This is a genomic window from Mycoplasma sp. CSL7475-4 (genome assembly GCF_024834065.1).
Classification (GTDB): domain Bacteria; phylum Bacillota_I; class Bacilli_A; order Mycoplasmatales; family Metamycoplasmataceae; genus Mycoplasmopsis.
The window spans coordinates 30,819-47,500 of sequence record NZ_JANUYA010000002.1 but is presented as its reverse complement, the minus strand read 5'-3'; the positions used below and the strand labels follow the sequence as shown (position 1 = coordinate 47,500).

The window sequence follows — 16,682 nt, the reverse complement described above, 5'->3', positions numbered from 1 at the left end:
CTATTTAAAGCTGATTAAATTTCACGAAAAGCCTGTGCGATTTTGGGGTCATTGATTTTGTGACCTTCTTTTTCCACTATTTCTTTAATTTTTTGTACTTTGTCTTTTCGTTTTAGTTCTTTGTTCGTTAATACTTCCCTAATTAAGAGCACAGCGTTAGCACTCAATGGCTGCGACGCTTCTATAAATGCGTTAATTAATTCGGTAATTGCGTACTCGGCTTGTTTTGTGGTATCTCTTTTAAAAATTGAAAAGATAGAGTCGGTTTTATAAATATCAAGTGAGCCCTTTTCGTTTAGTTCTTTCTGGAAAAGTTTTTTGCGTTTGCGATAAAGTATTGTCTCCATAACAACGACTGCCATTTTTCAGATAACAATTATTCAAGCAAAAAACGAAAGAATTAACTGCGTTATGGTTTTAGAGTTCCACTGTTTGGAATAAAATTCGTCAATAATTATTTCAATGGTCGAACCGTCTTTAAACGGCAAAAATAACAAAATTAAACTGATAACAATCATCGCCAACAATGAGAAAGTAAAGACCAAAATTCGTTTATGTGTGCGTTTTAGTTTTTTGTGTTCGATGATGTACTTGTCAAGGTGTGAATAGTCATTACGCTTCATCTTGTTCTCCTTGCTCTAATTCTTTTATTTTTTCACTTAATAATTGTGGGTTAAATTTCGAATTCTTTTGCTTGATATTTTGCTGATTTTGTGCAGCCAATATTTGGCTAATTTGCGAGTACGCTTCTTGGTCAATTAAATTTTCCCTGCGTAGTCTATCAATTGAATTTTCGGCCAATTTTATAGTCACAAACATTGACGCTGACAAAATGTTTAAACTAATAACGATTAATAAAATCATTGAAATATTGAAAAATGTGAATCCTATCACGTTCAGCCTTGCGTTCTCAATAGTATATCTATCGCCAAAGATTTCTCGCAATTTCTCAATGTGCTCAGTTCCAATGTTATGCTCTTGGGCGTATTGCAAAAATTCTTTCCATCTGTCGTCCTTAACTTCTATGTTTTCAACGATAAAAAACACCTTCGCGAATAAGTTATTGCCGTCATCAGCCAACGCTGAAATTAATAAACATATTGACGTTATTAAGGTCAAAATACTTAACGCAATCAGGACGGCTTTTCAGCGATTAGAAAGTCGTTCAATTCATATGTGCATTATTGCTCTTTTTTATCGTTTGAAGTTGGTGCTTGTTTTTGTTTTTCGGCTTCTTTTTTCTTTTTGTGTTCGTCGTATTTGCGTTTGATGTCTTTTAAAGCTTTACGAGGCGAGCACGCAGCCGAAATAAAAGGCACAGTAGCAACGGCTGAAATAACGCCGGCACTCATTAATCATGTTTTTATTTTCATATTTATTTTTTTCCTTTCATCAATTTTAGGTATTGTTTTTGTTCTTTTTTGCTTAATTCTAAATTGTTGTCAATTTTGGCCTGAATTGCTTTAAACAGTTCTACGTCGTTTTTGCTCCTGTTTCTCATGCTTGCGAATCGTGCTGACAAGAAGCGAGGCAATCAATTGACAAAGACATAAAACTCGATTAATAACTCAACACCCATGACAATGTAAGAAATTGCTTTTTCGGTTCTCGTCATTGTGTCAAAAAACGAATAAATGTCTAAATTTTTGATCGCTTCCAATACATTCGGGTCGTCTACGTTTGGCAAGACAAAATAAATACGCTCAGCACTGGCAGAGATGGTGTGCAATATTCATATAATAAACCCAGTTATCATTTCGCCCCCTTTATTAAATTATATATTAATATTGATATATATCTATAATAACTCATAAAGATATACGCCACAATTATCTAGCTGTCACTTGTCGTCGTTAGCGTATAGGCTCCCGTCGTGTTCGTGTTTTAAAATTCCACTGTTTGATATTGAGAAAAATGAGAGCGAAGTGTTCGAGTGTATGTTGCTCGGGTTGCCAGCGTAGGCTATGAAATATAACGAGTTCGAAGTCGTAATTTGCGAGCGTGAAAACATTTGCGAGTGGTTGAATGATTTATTACCTTCATAATGCAGGGTGATAGTTAGCACATAAACAGCATTTTGCCAGTCACGATGGTTTCAATTTTGCAACGCTCCCGTTAAGTCTAGCGTTCCGGCTTCTTTAATGTATCCGCTGCCACGATATACTAATTTAGGTCTAAAACCGGCACTGGCTTTTAGTAGGTCTATTTCGTGCGATAAATTCGTCAGTTGACTTTGCAATTGTCTAGTGGTAGTGCTTAATTCGTTCACGGTTTGGACTTTTCTATCGTATGTTTTTGCTTTTGTTTCTAACTCGGTAATTTTTGTGCCGTGTTGCGTTAGCGTGGTGTTAGCGTTGTCAAAATTATCATACAAGACATTAACGCTGTTTTTGATTTCATTCACGTTTTGGGCACTGATGATTTTAGTTTCGTCGTCGTAATTTTCTAATCTTGAAAAATTTGACTTATTCGGGAAAGTTATTTTGCTCATTTTCGTCTCCATTCTTGCCAAAGTTAAAAAACTCATAAACATATTCGTGCACCATTGCAGCACCTTCGAAATTTTCATCCAGCACCATTTCGGGCACTTGTCCCATTTTTCGGAATGTGTTAGTTAGTGCGTTGCCGATTTCGAAGTCGTAAAATTTTTTCACTTTGCCTGTTTCTTTTTTAAGTCCTAATTTTCAGCGAATGAATGCTCTATTGTTGGCTGTGGTTAATAAATGATTACCCAATTCGCTCACTATTGTTTTCGTATTCTCGCCGTCGGTAAATTTAAAACGCATATGTGTATGCAATAATTCATTCGCTGCGTTGGGGTCGATTCACATTTTAGCCACTGCGTTGGCTCGTTGCTTGTCGTTATTGTTTTGTTCGTATTGATAACCGAAGGGAATGTGTGCGTTTATTTGATAATTGTCTTGGCTAGTTTTAGCGCTGAGTGTGTCGTTATATTCAAAGGCAACATTCCCCAGATTGTCGAGCCATTGGAATTTGGTTGCGTTAGCCTTGGCGTTTCCAGTGTTTAAACTGGTCTGTTTAAGTGTGGCCGATAAATTGAGAGTGTTCTCGGTGACGGTTTTATCTTTTACACTAATGCAAAAATTCAACTCCTCATCTTGTAAAAGCACAACGTTCAAGTTATCGCTTAAATTGTTAAGTGGTAAGGCTTTATACAGCCAAGGGACATTTGAAAGGTTAAACGGTTTTTGGTCGTATTTAAGATTTAAAAATTTAGGCACGTCGTTGTCTAGGACTAAAAATTTAACTATGTTTTGCTCTCTATAAACTAATAAATTGGCTAAATTAATGCGTTGGCTAAGGTTTAAGTTATAAGGCGAATTATTCCCTTGGTAAAGGCCATTAAAGGCGTGTATTCCGTTATTGTGGACGATAAACAAATAAGGGCTGGAATGTTTGTCCTCTCTAATCGCTAATGCGACAGGGTCGTCGTTTTGTTCTAGGTTCGCAATTGTGCCCAGTTCTCTTGGCTCTTGCTCGATGAATGTTCCGTTTTCGTCGAATTTGGAGTTATTGAAAAAGCTGTAAACCTTTCAGTCGTTTTGATTAGTGAAAACAGGCACAGCGATTTCTGCATCTCCCAAAATTGTCCCCTGTGAAGTGTGGTGAATGTTGTCAATTCCTTTATCAACGGCAAAAATTAGACCATTAGGCGATTTATCAAATGTGCTGAATGTCAACTTAAATAAACGGCTTGAGGTTGCTGTTGTGTTTGCTATATTTGCGACAATATCAACGCTCACATTTGTTCTTATTTTAAAACTCTCCAACTCGAAAAAGTGCTTGCGTTTTAGGTCTGCTTTAAAACTTACACGTTTAACAACTTGTCCGGCGAATTTCAAAATTACAACTAACACATTAAAGTCAGAGATCTCGGTTTCGATTTCAAAATTAAAATTTTGTGGGTCTTGTAATCCTAAATTCAAAAGTTCGGCCGGAATGTCTACTCGTTCGTTATAGTGAAAATTGTGGTTAATAAGTGTAAATCTTCGATGGTCTTTTATGTTTCCTACAAAATTAGGGTGCATGCTTGTAATCGCATTAATTAAATGCTTAACCTGTCTAATATCAGCACTCGAGAATCTCGCACCTCCATACCCATAAAATTGGTCCTCAGGCGTTAATCCGTTGCGGTAGGGATTGACCAGTTTAACTATCGGGTCTATAATTTCAATATTTCAATTGAAAGATTTAGTCGTAAATTCAATGTCTTTGGGTTTAAGTTTAAACTTAATAAATTCCCTAAATAATTCGCCGAATTCACCACGCATTCGCTCGTTTGGTTTGGTTGTATCGCCATTAAAAGTTTCAAATGCTTTATGCTCTTTAATTATTGACGAGAAGCCGAAAGTTTGTGAGCCTTGGGAAATACCTAGCACAGCGTTGCCGTAAAACACATTCTCGTTGTTTTCTTTTCTTGTCATTGTTGATATCAGCATTGAATTAAGGTCACTAATTCGCAGGCGTGTATGTGGGTTAAATTGCTCGTCTTGTTTTCCGATATATACAGGCGAATAATGCACCCATTCGTTTTTGTTGTTTGTGATATTGGTATCGATTTGACCGTATCAAAAATAGCCTTGTTGGTCGTGAATAAGCACGTCAACTTTATTCTCATTATTAAAACTTTCCGAGAATGCTACATCCCTAAAATTGTCGAAATTGTAATCAGCAGGGAATAGAGAAGTAAAAAGCACCCGGACTTGCATATCGCTGTCGCTATTTTCGCCGATAAAATTATTAAATTTTACAAGTTGCAGTGTTTCGTTGATTTTACACATTGCAAAAACATAGCCACTTCGTAATTGCACGACTTTTAAAATTTGGGGTAGAATTTTCCCTTTGTTGTCGTCTTTAAAAAATAATTTAATTTTTGCATTCTTTCAGATATTTAACACCACAGCAACGAACGAATAGGTTATTGACTTAAATGTAAAGTTATACACATAGGCAATTCGCTCTTGGTTATAAAAACGATATAGCAATTTTTTAGTCGCTAATGCTTCCATTAAGTTTTCAATTTCGCCCTCGGTTGCTATTTCTGGAAGTTGTTTCACAAACTCCGAAGCGATTAGCGTATTGTTCACGTTTCAATTTTTAGTGTTGATTTCTTGCTTTGCTATTCGATAATCGAATTCAGGCATAAAGTTAGAAAATAATGGATTTCGGTTTTTTGCGTTAAAGATTGAAGGTCTTTCCGCTGGCTTGGAAACCATAAATTTAGCCAGTGAATCGAACCAACTGTTGTTATTTTTGTTTTTTATCATCGTAGACTCCTTTTGCTTGTTATAAAATTAATTTATGAGAAAAAAATATATTTGGTTAATTGTTAGCATTTTGTTAGTATTGTTAACGCTTTCGGCGCTGCTATTATTATCGTCGTCATATTGAAAAATTACGAAGCTTCACAAAAATAAGTGAGACCCGTATTTCGATTACACATACGAAGCTAATAAATTACGCTACGCATTCACTTCGGATGAAATAAAGGCGAATAATTCGGCAGCTGAGTTAATTATTAAATTTGATGAGATGAATTACAATGCCCACGTAGGCGAAAGTAAGGAAAATAATACTGAGTATTTAGAGATGGCTAAGTTATTACAAAATAGTGGCAACTATCTGATATGGTACAAAGCACAACGCATTCAATTCCACAAAGTCTTTATCGGTTTAACGTCAGTGCTTACAATTGCTTTTGCCAGCGGTTCGTCTTATTCAATTTATAAAACAGTTAAATTATTCAAACGCTAAAAACATACCCCAATAACTGCCTTGTTGATAGTTAACAACAGCATCCTGCGTATAAGGTAAATAAGAAGGGAGAAGCCCCAATTTGTCGGGTGCCAAGGTCTCACGATTTAAGACATAACCAACTCACACAATATCTTTATAAAGTTGTTGTAAATGGTTGAAGTCTTTAAATTTAAACAAGGTATCCAAAGTTTCCACGAATAGTGGATTTTTTTTGTACTCTTGCGAATCGTAAAAATTAATTAAGGTGTCGCTGTTTAGTCCATTGCGTAATTGGTAAGTGATATGCACGCCGTTATCACTGCCCCTAAATTTTCCACTGAATGAATAAACAATATAACGGCCGTCGAATTTATCATCGCCAAACATTAAGTCCACACTCTCGCCCAATTCCAGCAACGGCTTAGTTGTTTCAATTTTTAGTTCTTTGCGTGGTTTAGAATTAAGACGCAGTGAATTGTTGGCTTGTTTGAATAGGTCGTTATACGTTGACAAGTCGTTAAATTGTTCCCATTTGTAAATATCGCCCGTGAAGGTGTTGAGATTGTGAATGCGTTGAATCTCTTGCGAGTTGTCTAGTGTGATTGCTTGTTTGGTTTTAGAATAATAAACAATAAACACGCCGACGTTTTCGTGGTTTCACTCAGGATTTAGCACTATCTCACGACTGTCTTGCTCGTAATAACCATGGTAATTTTTCCCTTGACTTTGCTCTCGTTTACTTACTAACTCGAAGGCTTGGGGCTCGTTAGATTTTCCTAAGATATACCAGGTTGACTTTAATTCGTTATTGCTTTCAATGCTACGTCCGAATGGCTTATCAAGTCAAAGCGACGATGTATTCGCCGAAATAATAAAGTGCTGCTGGTTTGGAATGTTGGCAATTACATTATCGCTCTGCAGTCTTACACGGTTAAAATAACCGTCATAATTTTCTTCGACATTTAAGTCCAAAAGTTGCAACTGGTCCCAATTTTGTGGGCTAATTTTTAGCGATTCGTTATTTTGAAAATCATTTTCAGAGGCAAAATTAATCAACAAAGCCCCCGAATTGTCTTGCGTGAAGTATAAAAAGCTGCGAGTCTGTAAGGCGAAAATTTCCTTCAATACAGAATAAGGACTTTTGCTCGTTGTGTCGTAGGCCGATATGTTTGAATTATCGCTGAAATTTACCACCCCTTTTTTAATTTTGCCGTTTTCATTCAGGGCGTTAATAAATAAGTCCAAAGCATCGCCAGGCGATATATCTATAAAACTAATATCAACGGGCGACTTTTTAGAAAGCCACAAACGCACGTCGACAATTTCCAAGCTCTTGTCTTTGATTTTGTAAGGGTTTAGCGAATAACGACCTTGCGAATTAATTAGACCGGTAAAAATTGCCTTATCGCCGGAATATAAAGTTGCTAAGGCGAAAGTGTCAAGGCTTGAAAATTTTGACGAGTATTCGAAGTGCTCGCCCCGCGCTAATTGCTCGCGATGAATGACATTATTAACGATTAACTTGCTGTAATTTGTTGCATGGTATGAAAAACTCAACTCATTAGAAAAAGCCCAGTTATCGTCGCCGTTAATTCGTAGGGTTAAATTCCCCGAAAAGTCTTTTATTCTCATTATGTGTTAATTCTCCCGTTATTGTTTCCGCTGCGTTCGTGCACTTCCTTGCCGTATCTATCCTCTGACATTGAAAAATTGACAACGGTTGGCGCTGATTGTTTGTCTTTCATTGATTCGCCACCTAATGAACTTACGCCACTCAAAGCATTACCAGCCACAACCGACGCCCCAATTAAGCCACCAATGGCAGCCAGAGCACTAACGCCCATCCCGATAGCAATAGGAGCAGCAAAAATACCAGCTTGGGCGATGGCTTTCGATATACCAATACCGACGTTGCCAATAATTGTCGCAATTTTATAAGCTGTAAAAACTCCCAGTGCTAATTTAAGGGCGTTATTAAGTCCCCCAAAAGCGCTGACGATGTTGCTTATTACTTTCATAAAACTAAGGCCCAGTGCTTTTTTAGTATCGTCGACGGCTTTTCGCATTTCTATTTGCGTCCTGATGCTTTTGGGCATTGCTGCTTGTTGCTCTTTAAGTTTTGCGTTGCCGTTGTTTAGTACTCAATTTAGTCTCTCTTGGGCAGTTGCATTTGCTAGTGTGCTTTTTGTGTTTTTGTCTAAATAAACGCCGATGCTTTGCAAAGTAGTGGCACGGCCCGAAGCGATAAATTGAGTTAAGGCGTCGTTAGCAGTATCAGCAGAATAGCCTAATTTTTCGAAATTATCAGTCAAGGTAAACAATCGCTCGCTTTGCTCTTTGCCAAATCCTTGCTCGTTCATATTAGCGAGCAGTCGCATTTTTGCCATATATTCAGCAATTGCTCCGTCAGCTCCTGAGATTAAAAACGAGCCTAATTTAGCAGCGACAAACATTCCCTTAATGCTATTAATTGAGTTTTTAAAACGCTTTTGAATGTTGTCTAAGTCTCGGCTTAAATTTTTTGCTTGTAATTTAATACTTAGGCTTACGTGTCCTGTTGCCATAATTTGTCCTTTCTTGTCATTGCTCGGGCAAACGATTCTAACGCTTGGCTGTGATTAATGTCTGTGTTAACGGTGGGAAGTTGATATGTTCGTTTTAATTGTTTGTATTCAGTGCTTAATTCACTCTCATTCATTCCACGCACACAGATAACTCGCATTAATAAATTTTTTTCATTTAAGCCATTCAAAAGCGATAAAAACTCTTTGCCTTTAAGTTGTAATAACTCGCTCGCTGTAATGTGATAGTCGTGCCGAAAAGCTGCAAGAATTAAGTCAAGGTCATAGAGATAGTCAATTACAGGAATTATTGCTTTTTTTCTTGTGCTTTTTCTACTTCGGCTAAATCTTGTCCCGTTGCTTGTTTGAATCAAAAACTAAACATTTGGTGGACTATCTCGGGCACATGCACGGCCTTAAATTTTTTATTTATAACGTTAATAAAGTTTTCAACGTCTTTGGGTTTTAACATGATGCCTAAAAAATCACGGTCGGCTTTGGAGTTGAGTGATGGAGCTGGGTTTTGAAAGTCCCCGTACGTGTTTATAAAGCGCTGTAATTTGAAAATACTGTGGGCTGTGGTATCTAAGTTAAAACTTAAATTTTTATCAACCACAAACACGTCAGGCTCGTTTCAATTTTCCAATTCGTGCAGTGTAAATTTTGCCATTAGTCTGCAATGTCCTCAACTACTCACGCGTCATCTTGTGGCATAATATCGATTTCGAATTTTAGCAGTGCGTCTGCTCCACCGCTTGGGGCGTGGTTTTTAAAGTTAATTGTCGCCTTTCCTGAAATTTCGACATGGTGGCCGCTTTGTCGACTGATATTTTTAAGCGATAACTTAATGAATTGGTTGTTAGCAGAAGTAACGTCCCCCAATAATAAATTCATTAGGTATTTGTGTGCTTCCTCTTGGTCGTTATAGTCAAAGCTGACGCTTAAAGATTGCGACGCTCCGGTAGTTATTGAAGTGCTGTGCCCTTTATTGTGAAAATAAACACGGTCTTCCTTTTTGGCACTGTAATTGTGTTTTAGTTCGGTTATAAATTTAATAGCTTGGTAGTTTTTTTCACTGTCGCTGTTTCCTGTTGGAATTGTTGCGATTGATAGTGTTGAGTGGTTGTTAGTCTTAAACATTTGTTTTTTCCTTTCTTGTCATTAAAACTTCGATATTAAAAGCGTATTCTTGGCTTTCTTGATTAAAACGGACTGGCTCAATTTGAAATCAATAGTGGGCTCCGTCGTCGTTTTGGAAAACTTGCACAGAATTCATTCACTTTTGCAAAATTTCAAAGCTGGGCGTCTGTCAAGTTGCTTCGCAAATGTTAACAATTGAACGGATGAGTTCTAACTGCTTGCGATGCGATGATTTGTCGCTAATTAAAGCGATTGACAACTTAACACGCTCCAATGTGTCCCCGTAATATCTCGGTGCGTTTTCCACGGTCTCGTTGCTAATAACCAGCCGATTATTAAAGTGGTCGTCCTCGATAATTTGAAAACTAAAAGGGGGCACTTCGGGGTTCTGTGCTTTGATAATGCTATAAAACTCATTCGCTAATTCGTGTGATGTCGTCATTTAGTCCTCCTTGTTTAGTTTGTGGAATTCCGGAACAAATACTTCCCGTGCATATTTTGCAACGTAAGCGTTGTCGTTTTTTATAATGTATTTTTTTGCCTTTGTCAATGCGTTTGCCCTTGTTCCACGTTTTGAAAATTTGTACTTAATTTTTGCCCCGTCTTTATTTTTACGATAGCCCCGAATTATTGAGAAATATATTCCCCGTTGGTAGCCCTTAACATTCGGACTTAATGAAATTGAGGCGTTAATTCCGTCAGTTGTTGACTTGTATGTTTTTACAATTAAGTCTTTAAGTTTGCCGAATTTTCGAGAATGGGCCCCCGTATTCGTGTATTGTTTGCGTTTCGCAAAAGATGAATCGGGCAACATTTGCAAGGTTTTTGCGTTGATTTTGTTTTGCTTGTCTTGTATAAATTCTCGTGATTTTTGCCCCCCAATTACTCGCATAAAGACTTCACGGTTTGCTTTTTGCTCTAACAATTTCCTAAATTCTTGCGTTAGTTCTTTATCATTTTGGATCGTTATTAATGTGTCAAAATCGTTAGCCATTAAGATATAACCATTTCGTAAATTTTTACGTTAATATTTGCGACGTTGAAGTGGTTCTCATTGTCATATATTCCCCCAAGTCATTTCAAAGCAATTTGACCGTCTGAAAAATAAAAGTGGGCCAAAGAAAGCTGAGAAGAAAAGGAAGAAGACGAGCCGCTCGCACCTGTTTTAGGGGCTGAAATTGTCACAATGTTTTTATTGTCAACATCGTCGTTGATTATTTGACTAAATTGATAACGTGTTTCATTTCCATTAATTGTAAGAGTGAGAGCAATTTGGTACAAAGTGTTCACTTTCATAGTTGAAAGAGCTGTAATAGTTTGGTCGTAGCGTGGATTTGCGACGTTTTTCTCGGCTACTTTTCTAAATTCATAACCGATTCGGCGTTGTTTTAATTTATTTATTTCACCGTCGATATATGACTTAATTGCACCTGATAAAAGGTCCCCTTCTTGGTTAATTTTAAGAACTTCCACGTGTTTGTTTAGTTTTCAGTCTTGGAATCCCATATAAACGCTGCCATCCGCGTCGCCCAATCTGATTGACCTATTTTTTTGCGTATTTTTAAAGTCGTAATAATTTGATGCAAGGTTTGAGTTGTTGCGTAAAGTGTCGATGGTAATGGATGAATTACTTCACTCGCTTCACTTATCATAACCACGAATTTCGGACTTGTGCTCGTTTACATAAGCAGCGATATCTTGCTGGCTTGCTTTTTGGTTAAGATCGTCCTTAGTTGCATAAGTGTCTAATTCGTTGCGATTTACTTTATTGTTTAAGTCACTAACATTTGCCTTATTTTCCAATTGAGAAATTGTTGCGTAATTAGACAATTCGAGTGAATTAAATTTATTATCCACATAATCCTTATTTGCTGCGTCGGATTTATTCACAGGCGTTTCTAAGTTGATGGCCCTATGATTTTGAAAATTTAAATCATTAAAGAATAAAGCCGTGGAATCATTGGCGAATGTGACAACGTTTTTGCCGTTTGTTTTGTTTTTGATTGCGAAAGTTGTCCCGTTATTGACTAACTCGTAATTTTGTGAGCCTTTACTAAATAAAAGCGTAGAATCAACACTCCCGTTTCCTGGCGTTAAACTTAAACCACTCAAAATTCTAGCGTTAGCGTTTAAATTGGTCTCGGTTAAATTGTCATCAGGTATTACTGGTATATTTAACTCATCCATTCTATGTTCTAGGGCTACAACTTTGGCGTTGTTTGTCAGTGTTGTTGCTTTGGTATTTTCTAGCGTTTGGGCTTGGGTTTGTAATTCTTGCGATGTGTTATTTTGCAATTCGCTAAATTTTTCCAAAGTTGCGAAAGTTAGCACTTGCTCTTTAAGTTTTGCAATATCTCCCGAATATTCGGCGTTTTTTCGTATGTATTCACTGCTTAATTGATTAAAACGGTTTAGCGTTTCGTTATCAGCTTCCGTGTTTGCTTGGAGGCTTAATTTTAAAGCGTCGATGCTTTGCGTTTGGTCGATATTTAAACTCTCCACACTCGCCAATTTTTTCACTATTTCTTGTTGTTTGTCTGCTTGCGTGCTTTGTAAGGCTTTCACATTTTGTATTTCGCTATTATTCAAACGAATTGAATTTTGTAATTCTTGCGTTTTAGTGTTTAAAGTTGAAGTGGTTGAATTTAAAGCATCGAGCGAAGTCATAATTTGCGTTTTTGATGTCTTTAATTTTGTAATTTCAGCACCGTTCGAATTAATAGAGTTAATCAATTCGGAATGCTTTGTATCGTTGTTTTGTTGATTTTGTTTTATTTGCTCGCTTAAATTGACGCTTTGCATGGTTAAATTATTAATGCTTTGCACATTTTTGTCAATTTTTTTATCTTGTTGGGCACTTTTACTCTCTTGTTTTTTGCCATTTTGAGTTATCAATTCGCCTAGTTGGTCGGCAGTGCTGGTTATTCTCGTTTCCAACTCTTGTGTTTTTTCGCTCTATAAGGGCGTGCTTTTCGTTAGTTGTGTAATTCTCCAACTTTTCCAAAACATTAGCGTTTAGAGTGTTTATTTGCGTTGTAAGGGCTGAATTATCTGCCTTTGTGCTGTTAATTGTTGAAATTGTCTCGGTTAATTCGTTAGTTTTGTCGCTCAATGTGTTTACGGTTTCGTTTATTCGGTTAACATTTTCAACGCTTGCGAATGCTTCCAACTCAGAATGCTTAACATAATCATCTTTTAAACCTATAAGCGTGCCGTCGATTCTATTTACTTGCTCGACTAATTGTTCGTATTCTAAGTCTGTCGAAAACTCTTCCATTTTTTCCAAAAGTTCAGCCTTTAAGTTTTTCAGATATTGCTGTAAGGTATCGTTATAGATTAATTCCTTAGGTTTTGCCACGCTTTTGCGTGTGTTTATTGTTTTAAGGTATTCAATTGCGTCGCTTTGGGTTTCGATTTCACTAATGTATGTTGCTCGTATTTTAGTCTCTTGTCGGTTGTATTGGTCCTTATCAACGCCAACAATTTGATAAAGTTTCCCGTTGCGATAAATAAGGTCAGCTAACTCAATAGTGTGTGAGGTGTTTAATATCTTAATTGACAACGATTCCACGCCCGGGCGTTCGTTAGTGCCTAAACTTAGGTCCTTGTCTTGCATAATTGAGCCAAAGAAAAGAAAATGCACAAATTGACGGGCTCCACTTAAACCATCATCATTGTTTCGAGTGTATTTAATTAGATAAAACGGTTCACGATAATTTCTCGCATTGGTGTGGTTAAGCATATTTTATTCGTCCTCCTAAAATGCGATAAAGCATTCTGTTATCAATGACCGACCCCCCTTGCATATTAACGTCGGGGTTCATAAAGTAAGTAGCAGCTAAATGCAAGACGGCCCTTTTTGTAATAATGTCATAGGCTCAGGGGTGCAACTCTGGCACACGTCCGTTTTCCAGTTTTAATTCGTAATATTGAGTCCAAATATTAACGTGGGCAATGTCGATAAGTTCAAGCAATTCGTTGTCTCGCTCGTTGTCGGTAATTGCTAAGTTAAGTTTTAAAGAATAGAGTCAAAACTCTTGCTGACTTATTTCATTCATGCTCTACCTCCTTTTTTATGAAAAAAGCCGAAGCTTTTTATTTAACTTCGACGTAGCGAGAATTAACGTGTGGGTCTATTAGTTTGATTTCGCCCCGTGTTTGAATAATTTTTACGCTCATATCTTTATCAAGTTCAGAATATGGGTCGCCAGCTACGGTAATACTTAGACCATAAGCCAATAATGAGTCTTTGGCAAAAATTGCTGCGACTTTTTTTCCTTTCTCGATTGTTTTGTCGGTGTAGTCCTCACTGATTAGAATAGGCACTCCCCTGTAAGTTCTTGCAACAGGGTCATAAAGTTTTTTCCGTGCGTCGTCTACTCCATTCGCTCAGTCAATTTCCAAAGCGTTAAGGGTTGCTGGGTGCATTGCAATCACGTATTTATTTAGCACGCCGTCGCCATATTTCGCTATTAAGTCTTTAAATACTACTTCCAAGTCGTCGAATGTGAATTTGTTAGTTGTGGCTGTTGTTCTTTTGGCTTCTAAGGTAAAACCACCGGTATAAGTTGAAGCGTTAAAAGCTGCCGCTGCGTGGGTAAATAATCCAGCATATAAGGCTTGTCTTAGTCCCCTTCAAATTGAGTTTTTAGCGTCTGCAATTTGTGCAGCTCATGCTTCGTCTCCATTTGATAATGCGTTGTTTTGTTTTAGTTTTCAACCGTAGCGTTTTGGGCTTAGTTTCACTTTAAATGTTTGCCCACCAAAGTCAGGAAGTGCTGCCCCTTCAGCTGTTGCTGTCACGCTTTGTTTTGCTGGTACGTAAATTGCTTTACTTACTTCATCAAGTCCCACAAGGTTTAACTTTTGAGTGTATTCGGTAAATTCTGGGAATATTGCGTTGATTTCGGTAAGAATTCCAGGCATTGTAGTTGTTTCGATAAGTGCCAAGCCTTTCAAGTCGCTAGTTGCGTCCAGTGCTCTTTTCTCTAATGTGATATTTTTAGCGATTAGTTCTAATTCTCTACGGTCGCCTTCGGTTAAGTAGTCAATTGACTTGTTAAACATTTTAATTTTGTCGTTATTTGTTAATTTTTGCCCTTTGGCTGCTTTTTGTTTTAAGTTAATAAACTCTTGCTCATTTAATTCAGCGTCTAAATTTTCAGGGTTGTTTTTGCTTGCTAAGGTTGCAATTAAAGCAGAGCGTTCGTTGCGTTCGTGTTTTAAAGTGTCAACGCTTGCTTTTAATTCGCTAATTGTTTTATTTAATTCGTTAATTTGTGCGTTTTGTTTTTCCATTGTTTCAGTTTCCTTTTCTGTTTGTTCTTGCTCGATAATTTGCTCGGTTTCTACAACCGGCTCAATTTGTTGTTCGTTTGTCATTTCGTTATTCCTTTCGTGTCGCTGGATAAACTCATCCAGGGGAGTTGTGTTGTTGTTATCTTGTGAATATACTCGGCATTTATTTTGGGTGAAAAAACCAGCGTAAACAGGGTCAATGCTTAAAAGTCGCCCCTTCGTGTAGATTACTTCATAGTCTAATTCATCGTTGTTTTCGATTTTGTTAAATTTAGTATCCAAACTTTCAAAAATAAACGAATTAGACTCAACAACGCCGTCGGCTATTCATTTCTCCACTTTATTCAATAATTCATTCGTGGGGTCACTTTTTATTTTTGCGATGATAGTGTTGCCGGTTTTCTCTACGCTCATAGATTTATTTTTTGTGCTGGCTAATAAGTACTCAATACTCATTTTATGGTCTAAATATGAATTTATTGATTGGCTGGCTAAATCTTGTTCGCTGTCGAAAGCATCACTGGCAATTTTTTCTCGGTATTTGTTGCCTAGTACGTCAGTATAGATAGGACTCCAACTATCTAGTTGGATAGTCATTTCGATTGTTTTGTCGTCGCTTTCGTTTTTATTAAATTGCGAAAAATAAACGAATTTTTTATTCATTCCCCTCTCCTTTCGTGTTTTTATCTGGTAGCAGGTTAGCACCTAAAATATTAACCGGCGTAAGCGTTCCGTTGGCTAGCAGTTTATCGCCGTCGGGGTGTTTATCAAAGCCGAGTAATTCGCGCACTTCGTTAGGTGTGATAAAACCGTTATTGATTCCACTGGCTGCAAATTCTTGTATGCTCTTGGCGTCGATGCTTAACAAGTCGACAGGCCGGTAGGTTATTTCCTCGTTGTTTTTTGCCAGTGTCTTTGTGATTTCTTGCGTAATGTTAATTAATAACGGTTTTAGCGAGTTATCGACATAAGCACGGTTTAATTCCACGCTACTGTTGTATTTATTAGGGTCATCGATTCCGAGTTTGGCCGGTGGTATTCCTAAACTGGCTGCAAATTCTCGGCCGATGCTATTGCGTGTTTGGTGGTCGATTTGCATATTGACAAGGTCACCAATTTTGCCCACGTCTCATTTTTGGTCTACCACCATTCCAAGGCTTCCCGTTTGTTTTTGTCTATGTATCATCGCCCGAATAGCATTTTCGGCTTCTTGTCTTTGCTCGGCATTTGTGGCGTCACGAATTTTAACGAGTAAGTTATGGCGTAAATCATAAGTCACAGCACGAGCCAGGCTTATTTCGTTTTCTTTTAACTTGGCGATTGTACTTTTGAAAAGCGTGCGAATGTTAAGACTATCAAAGCCAGGAATTAATTCGTAGTCAATTCACACAATTTCGTCGGCGTAAAGTTGTAGGGGTTTTTCACCCTTAACTCATCAAAAAGTTATTCCAGTTTCGCTTTCGTCCTTTTCAACATAATTCGGAAAAATTGGGTAAAGTTCATCAATTGTGCCGGTCTCGGGATTTCTGACTACTAGAATAGGGGCCTTGCCATAAAGCAATAAGTTCCATATTAATGTTTTTTTAAAAATTCAAGGTGTTTGCGTTCTGTTTGGCGTTTGGTTTAAAAGTCTAACAATTTGCGAATTTGCGATCGGTATTTTTTCGCCGTTGCTTGATAGTTTTAAATGTCTAAAATTTACCTTTCCTATATCGTTAGCGATTAACTGGACGGCTCTAACGCAAAGACCATACATTAAAAATTCGGCAGGATTTAAAGGATTAGACAGCGAATTATTACTATAAGAATTTAACGAAAAACTAAAATCCTGATAACGGTCTACATTATCAGCTAAATTTTTCGGTTTGCGTTTAAATATGTTTTTAAAAAGAGACTTAAATTGTCGCATTTTTACCTTTCTGGGTA

General features: G+C 37.3%; 19 protein-coding genes. 1 reads left to right on the top strand and 18 read right to left on the bottom strand.

Annotation, left to right across the window (positions count from 1 at the left end):
• Positions 1-14 precede the first annotated feature (14 nt).
• The 6 genes from NXS15_RS01255 to NXS15_RS01230 are packed head-to-tail and all read right to left on the bottom strand — an operon-like array spanning position 15 to position 5,288.
• The gene (locus tag NXS15_RS01255; RefSeq protein ID WP_259290067.1) at positions 15-623 is read right to left on the bottom strand and encodes a hypothetical protein; all 609 of its coding nucleotides are present in this window, start codon (positions 621-623) and stop codon (positions 15-17) included.
• A complete protein-coding gene (locus NXS15_RS01250) occupies positions 613-1,182 on the bottom strand; it encodes a hypothetical protein (protein ID WP_259290066.1) in 570 nt (189 codons plus the stop codon). The genes NXS15_RS01255 and NXS15_RS01250 overlap by 11 nt, the downstream gene beginning before the upstream one ends.
• Positions 1,182-1,373 carry a hypothetical protein gene (locus NXS15_RS01245; RefSeq protein WP_259290065.1) on the bottom strand — a complete coding sequence of 64 codons (192 nt, stop codon included), beginning with the start codon at positions 1,371-1,373 and terminating at the stop codon, positions 1,182-1,184. The genes NXS15_RS01250 and NXS15_RS01245 overlap by 1 nt, the downstream gene beginning before the upstream one ends.
• Positions 1,374-1,375: 2 nt before the next feature.
• On the bottom strand, positions 1,376-1,756 hold the full coding sequence (locus NXS15_RS01240; protein WP_259290064.1) for a hypothetical protein: 381 nt from the start codon (positions 1,754-1,756) through the stop codon (positions 1,376-1,378).
• 42 nt (positions 1,757-1,798) lie between these two features.
• A complete protein-coding gene (locus tag NXS15_RS01235) occupies positions 1,799-2,491 on the bottom strand; it encodes a hypothetical protein (protein ID WP_259290063.1) in 693 nt (230 codons plus the stop codon).
• A complete protein-coding gene (locus NXS15_RS01230; RefSeq protein ID WP_259290062.1) occupies positions 2,466-5,288 on the bottom strand; it encodes a hypothetical protein in 2,823 nt (940 codons plus the stop codon). Before NXS15_RS01230 ends, NXS15_RS01235 begins: the two co-directional genes overlap by 26 nt.
• Positions 5,289-5,322: 34 nt before the next feature.
• On the opposite strand from NXS15_RS01230, the gene NXS15_RS01225 reads away from it, so the two are divergent.
• Complete coding sequence (locus NXS15_RS01225) at positions 5,323-5,775, top strand: hypothetical protein (protein WP_259290061.1); 453 nt, start codon at positions 5,323-5,325, stop codon at positions 5,773-5,775.
• Here the strand turns inward: NXS15_RS01225 and NXS15_RS01220 are convergent.
• From NXS15_RS01220 to NXS15_RS01165, 12 genes are read right to left on the bottom strand one after another with little or no spacing between them, the layout of a single operon-like run.
• Positions 5,761-7,389, bottom strand: coding sequence for a hypothetical protein (locus NXS15_RS01220; RefSeq protein WP_259290060.1), 1,629 nt, complete (start codon positions 7,387-7,389; stop codon positions 5,761-5,763). The two genes, NXS15_RS01225 and NXS15_RS01220, sit on opposite strands and share 15 nt — an antisense overlap.
• Positions 7,389-8,321: a hypothetical protein gene (locus NXS15_RS01215; protein ID WP_259290059.1), complete on the bottom strand. Its 933-nt coding sequence runs from the start codon at positions 8,319-8,321 to the stop codon at positions 7,389-7,391. Before NXS15_RS01215 ends, NXS15_RS01220 begins: the two co-directional genes overlap by 1 nt.
• A complete protein-coding gene (locus tag NXS15_RS01210) occupies positions 8,303-8,692 on the bottom strand; it encodes a bacteriophage Gp15 family protein (RefSeq protein ID WP_259290058.1) in 390 nt (129 codons plus the stop codon). The genes NXS15_RS01215 and NXS15_RS01210 overlap by 19 nt, the downstream gene beginning before the upstream one ends.
• Positions 8,626-8,988, bottom strand: coding sequence for a hypothetical protein (locus NXS15_RS01205; RefSeq protein ID WP_259290057.1), 363 nt, complete (start codon positions 8,986-8,988; stop codon positions 8,626-8,628). The genes NXS15_RS01210 and NXS15_RS01205 overlap by 67 nt, the downstream gene beginning before the upstream one ends.
• Positions 8,988-9,458, bottom strand: a complete 471-nt coding sequence (locus NXS15_RS01200) for a phage tail tube protein (RefSeq protein ID WP_259290056.1) — start codon at positions 9,456-9,458, stop codon at positions 8,988-8,990. The genes NXS15_RS01205 and NXS15_RS01200 overlap by 1 nt, the downstream gene beginning before the upstream one ends.
• A complete protein-coding gene (locus tag NXS15_RS01195; protein ID WP_259290055.1) occupies positions 9,451-9,900 on the bottom strand; it encodes a hypothetical protein in 450 nt (149 codons plus the stop codon). Before NXS15_RS01195 ends, NXS15_RS01200 begins: the two co-directional genes overlap by 8 nt.
• Positions 9,901-10,452: a hypothetical protein gene (locus NXS15_RS01190; RefSeq protein WP_259290054.1), complete on the bottom strand. Its 552-nt coding sequence runs from the start codon at positions 10,450-10,452 to the stop codon at positions 9,901-9,903.
• On the bottom strand, positions 10,452-12,395 hold the full coding sequence (locus NXS15_RS01185; RefSeq protein WP_259290053.1) for a hypothetical protein: 1,944 nt from the start codon (positions 12,393-12,395) through the stop codon (positions 10,452-10,454). Before NXS15_RS01185 ends, NXS15_RS01190 begins: the two co-directional genes overlap by 1 nt.
• Complete coding sequence (locus tag NXS15_RS01180) at positions 12,319-13,200, bottom strand: hypothetical protein (protein WP_259290052.1); 882 nt, start codon at positions 13,198-13,200, stop codon at positions 12,319-12,321. The genes NXS15_RS01185 and NXS15_RS01180 overlap by 77 nt, the downstream gene beginning before the upstream one ends.
• On the bottom strand, positions 13,193-13,516 hold the full coding sequence (locus tag NXS15_RS01175) for a hypothetical protein (RefSeq protein ID WP_259290051.1): 324 nt from the start codon (positions 13,514-13,516) through the stop codon (positions 13,193-13,195). The genes NXS15_RS01180 and NXS15_RS01175 overlap by 8 nt, the downstream gene beginning before the upstream one ends.
• Before the next feature lie 37 nt (positions 13,517-13,553).
• Positions 13,554-15,419 (bottom strand): phage prohead protein, encoded by a 1,866-nt coding sequence (locus tag NXS15_RS01170; protein ID WP_259290050.1) that lies wholly within the window; start codon positions 15,417-15,419, stop codon positions 13,554-13,556.
• Positions 15,412-16,665, bottom strand: a complete 1,254-nt coding sequence (locus NXS15_RS01165) for a phage portal protein (RefSeq protein WP_259290049.1) — start codon at positions 16,663-16,665, stop codon at positions 15,412-15,414. Before NXS15_RS01165 ends, NXS15_RS01170 begins: the two co-directional genes overlap by 8 nt.
• Positions 16,666-16,682 lie beyond the last annotated feature (17 nt).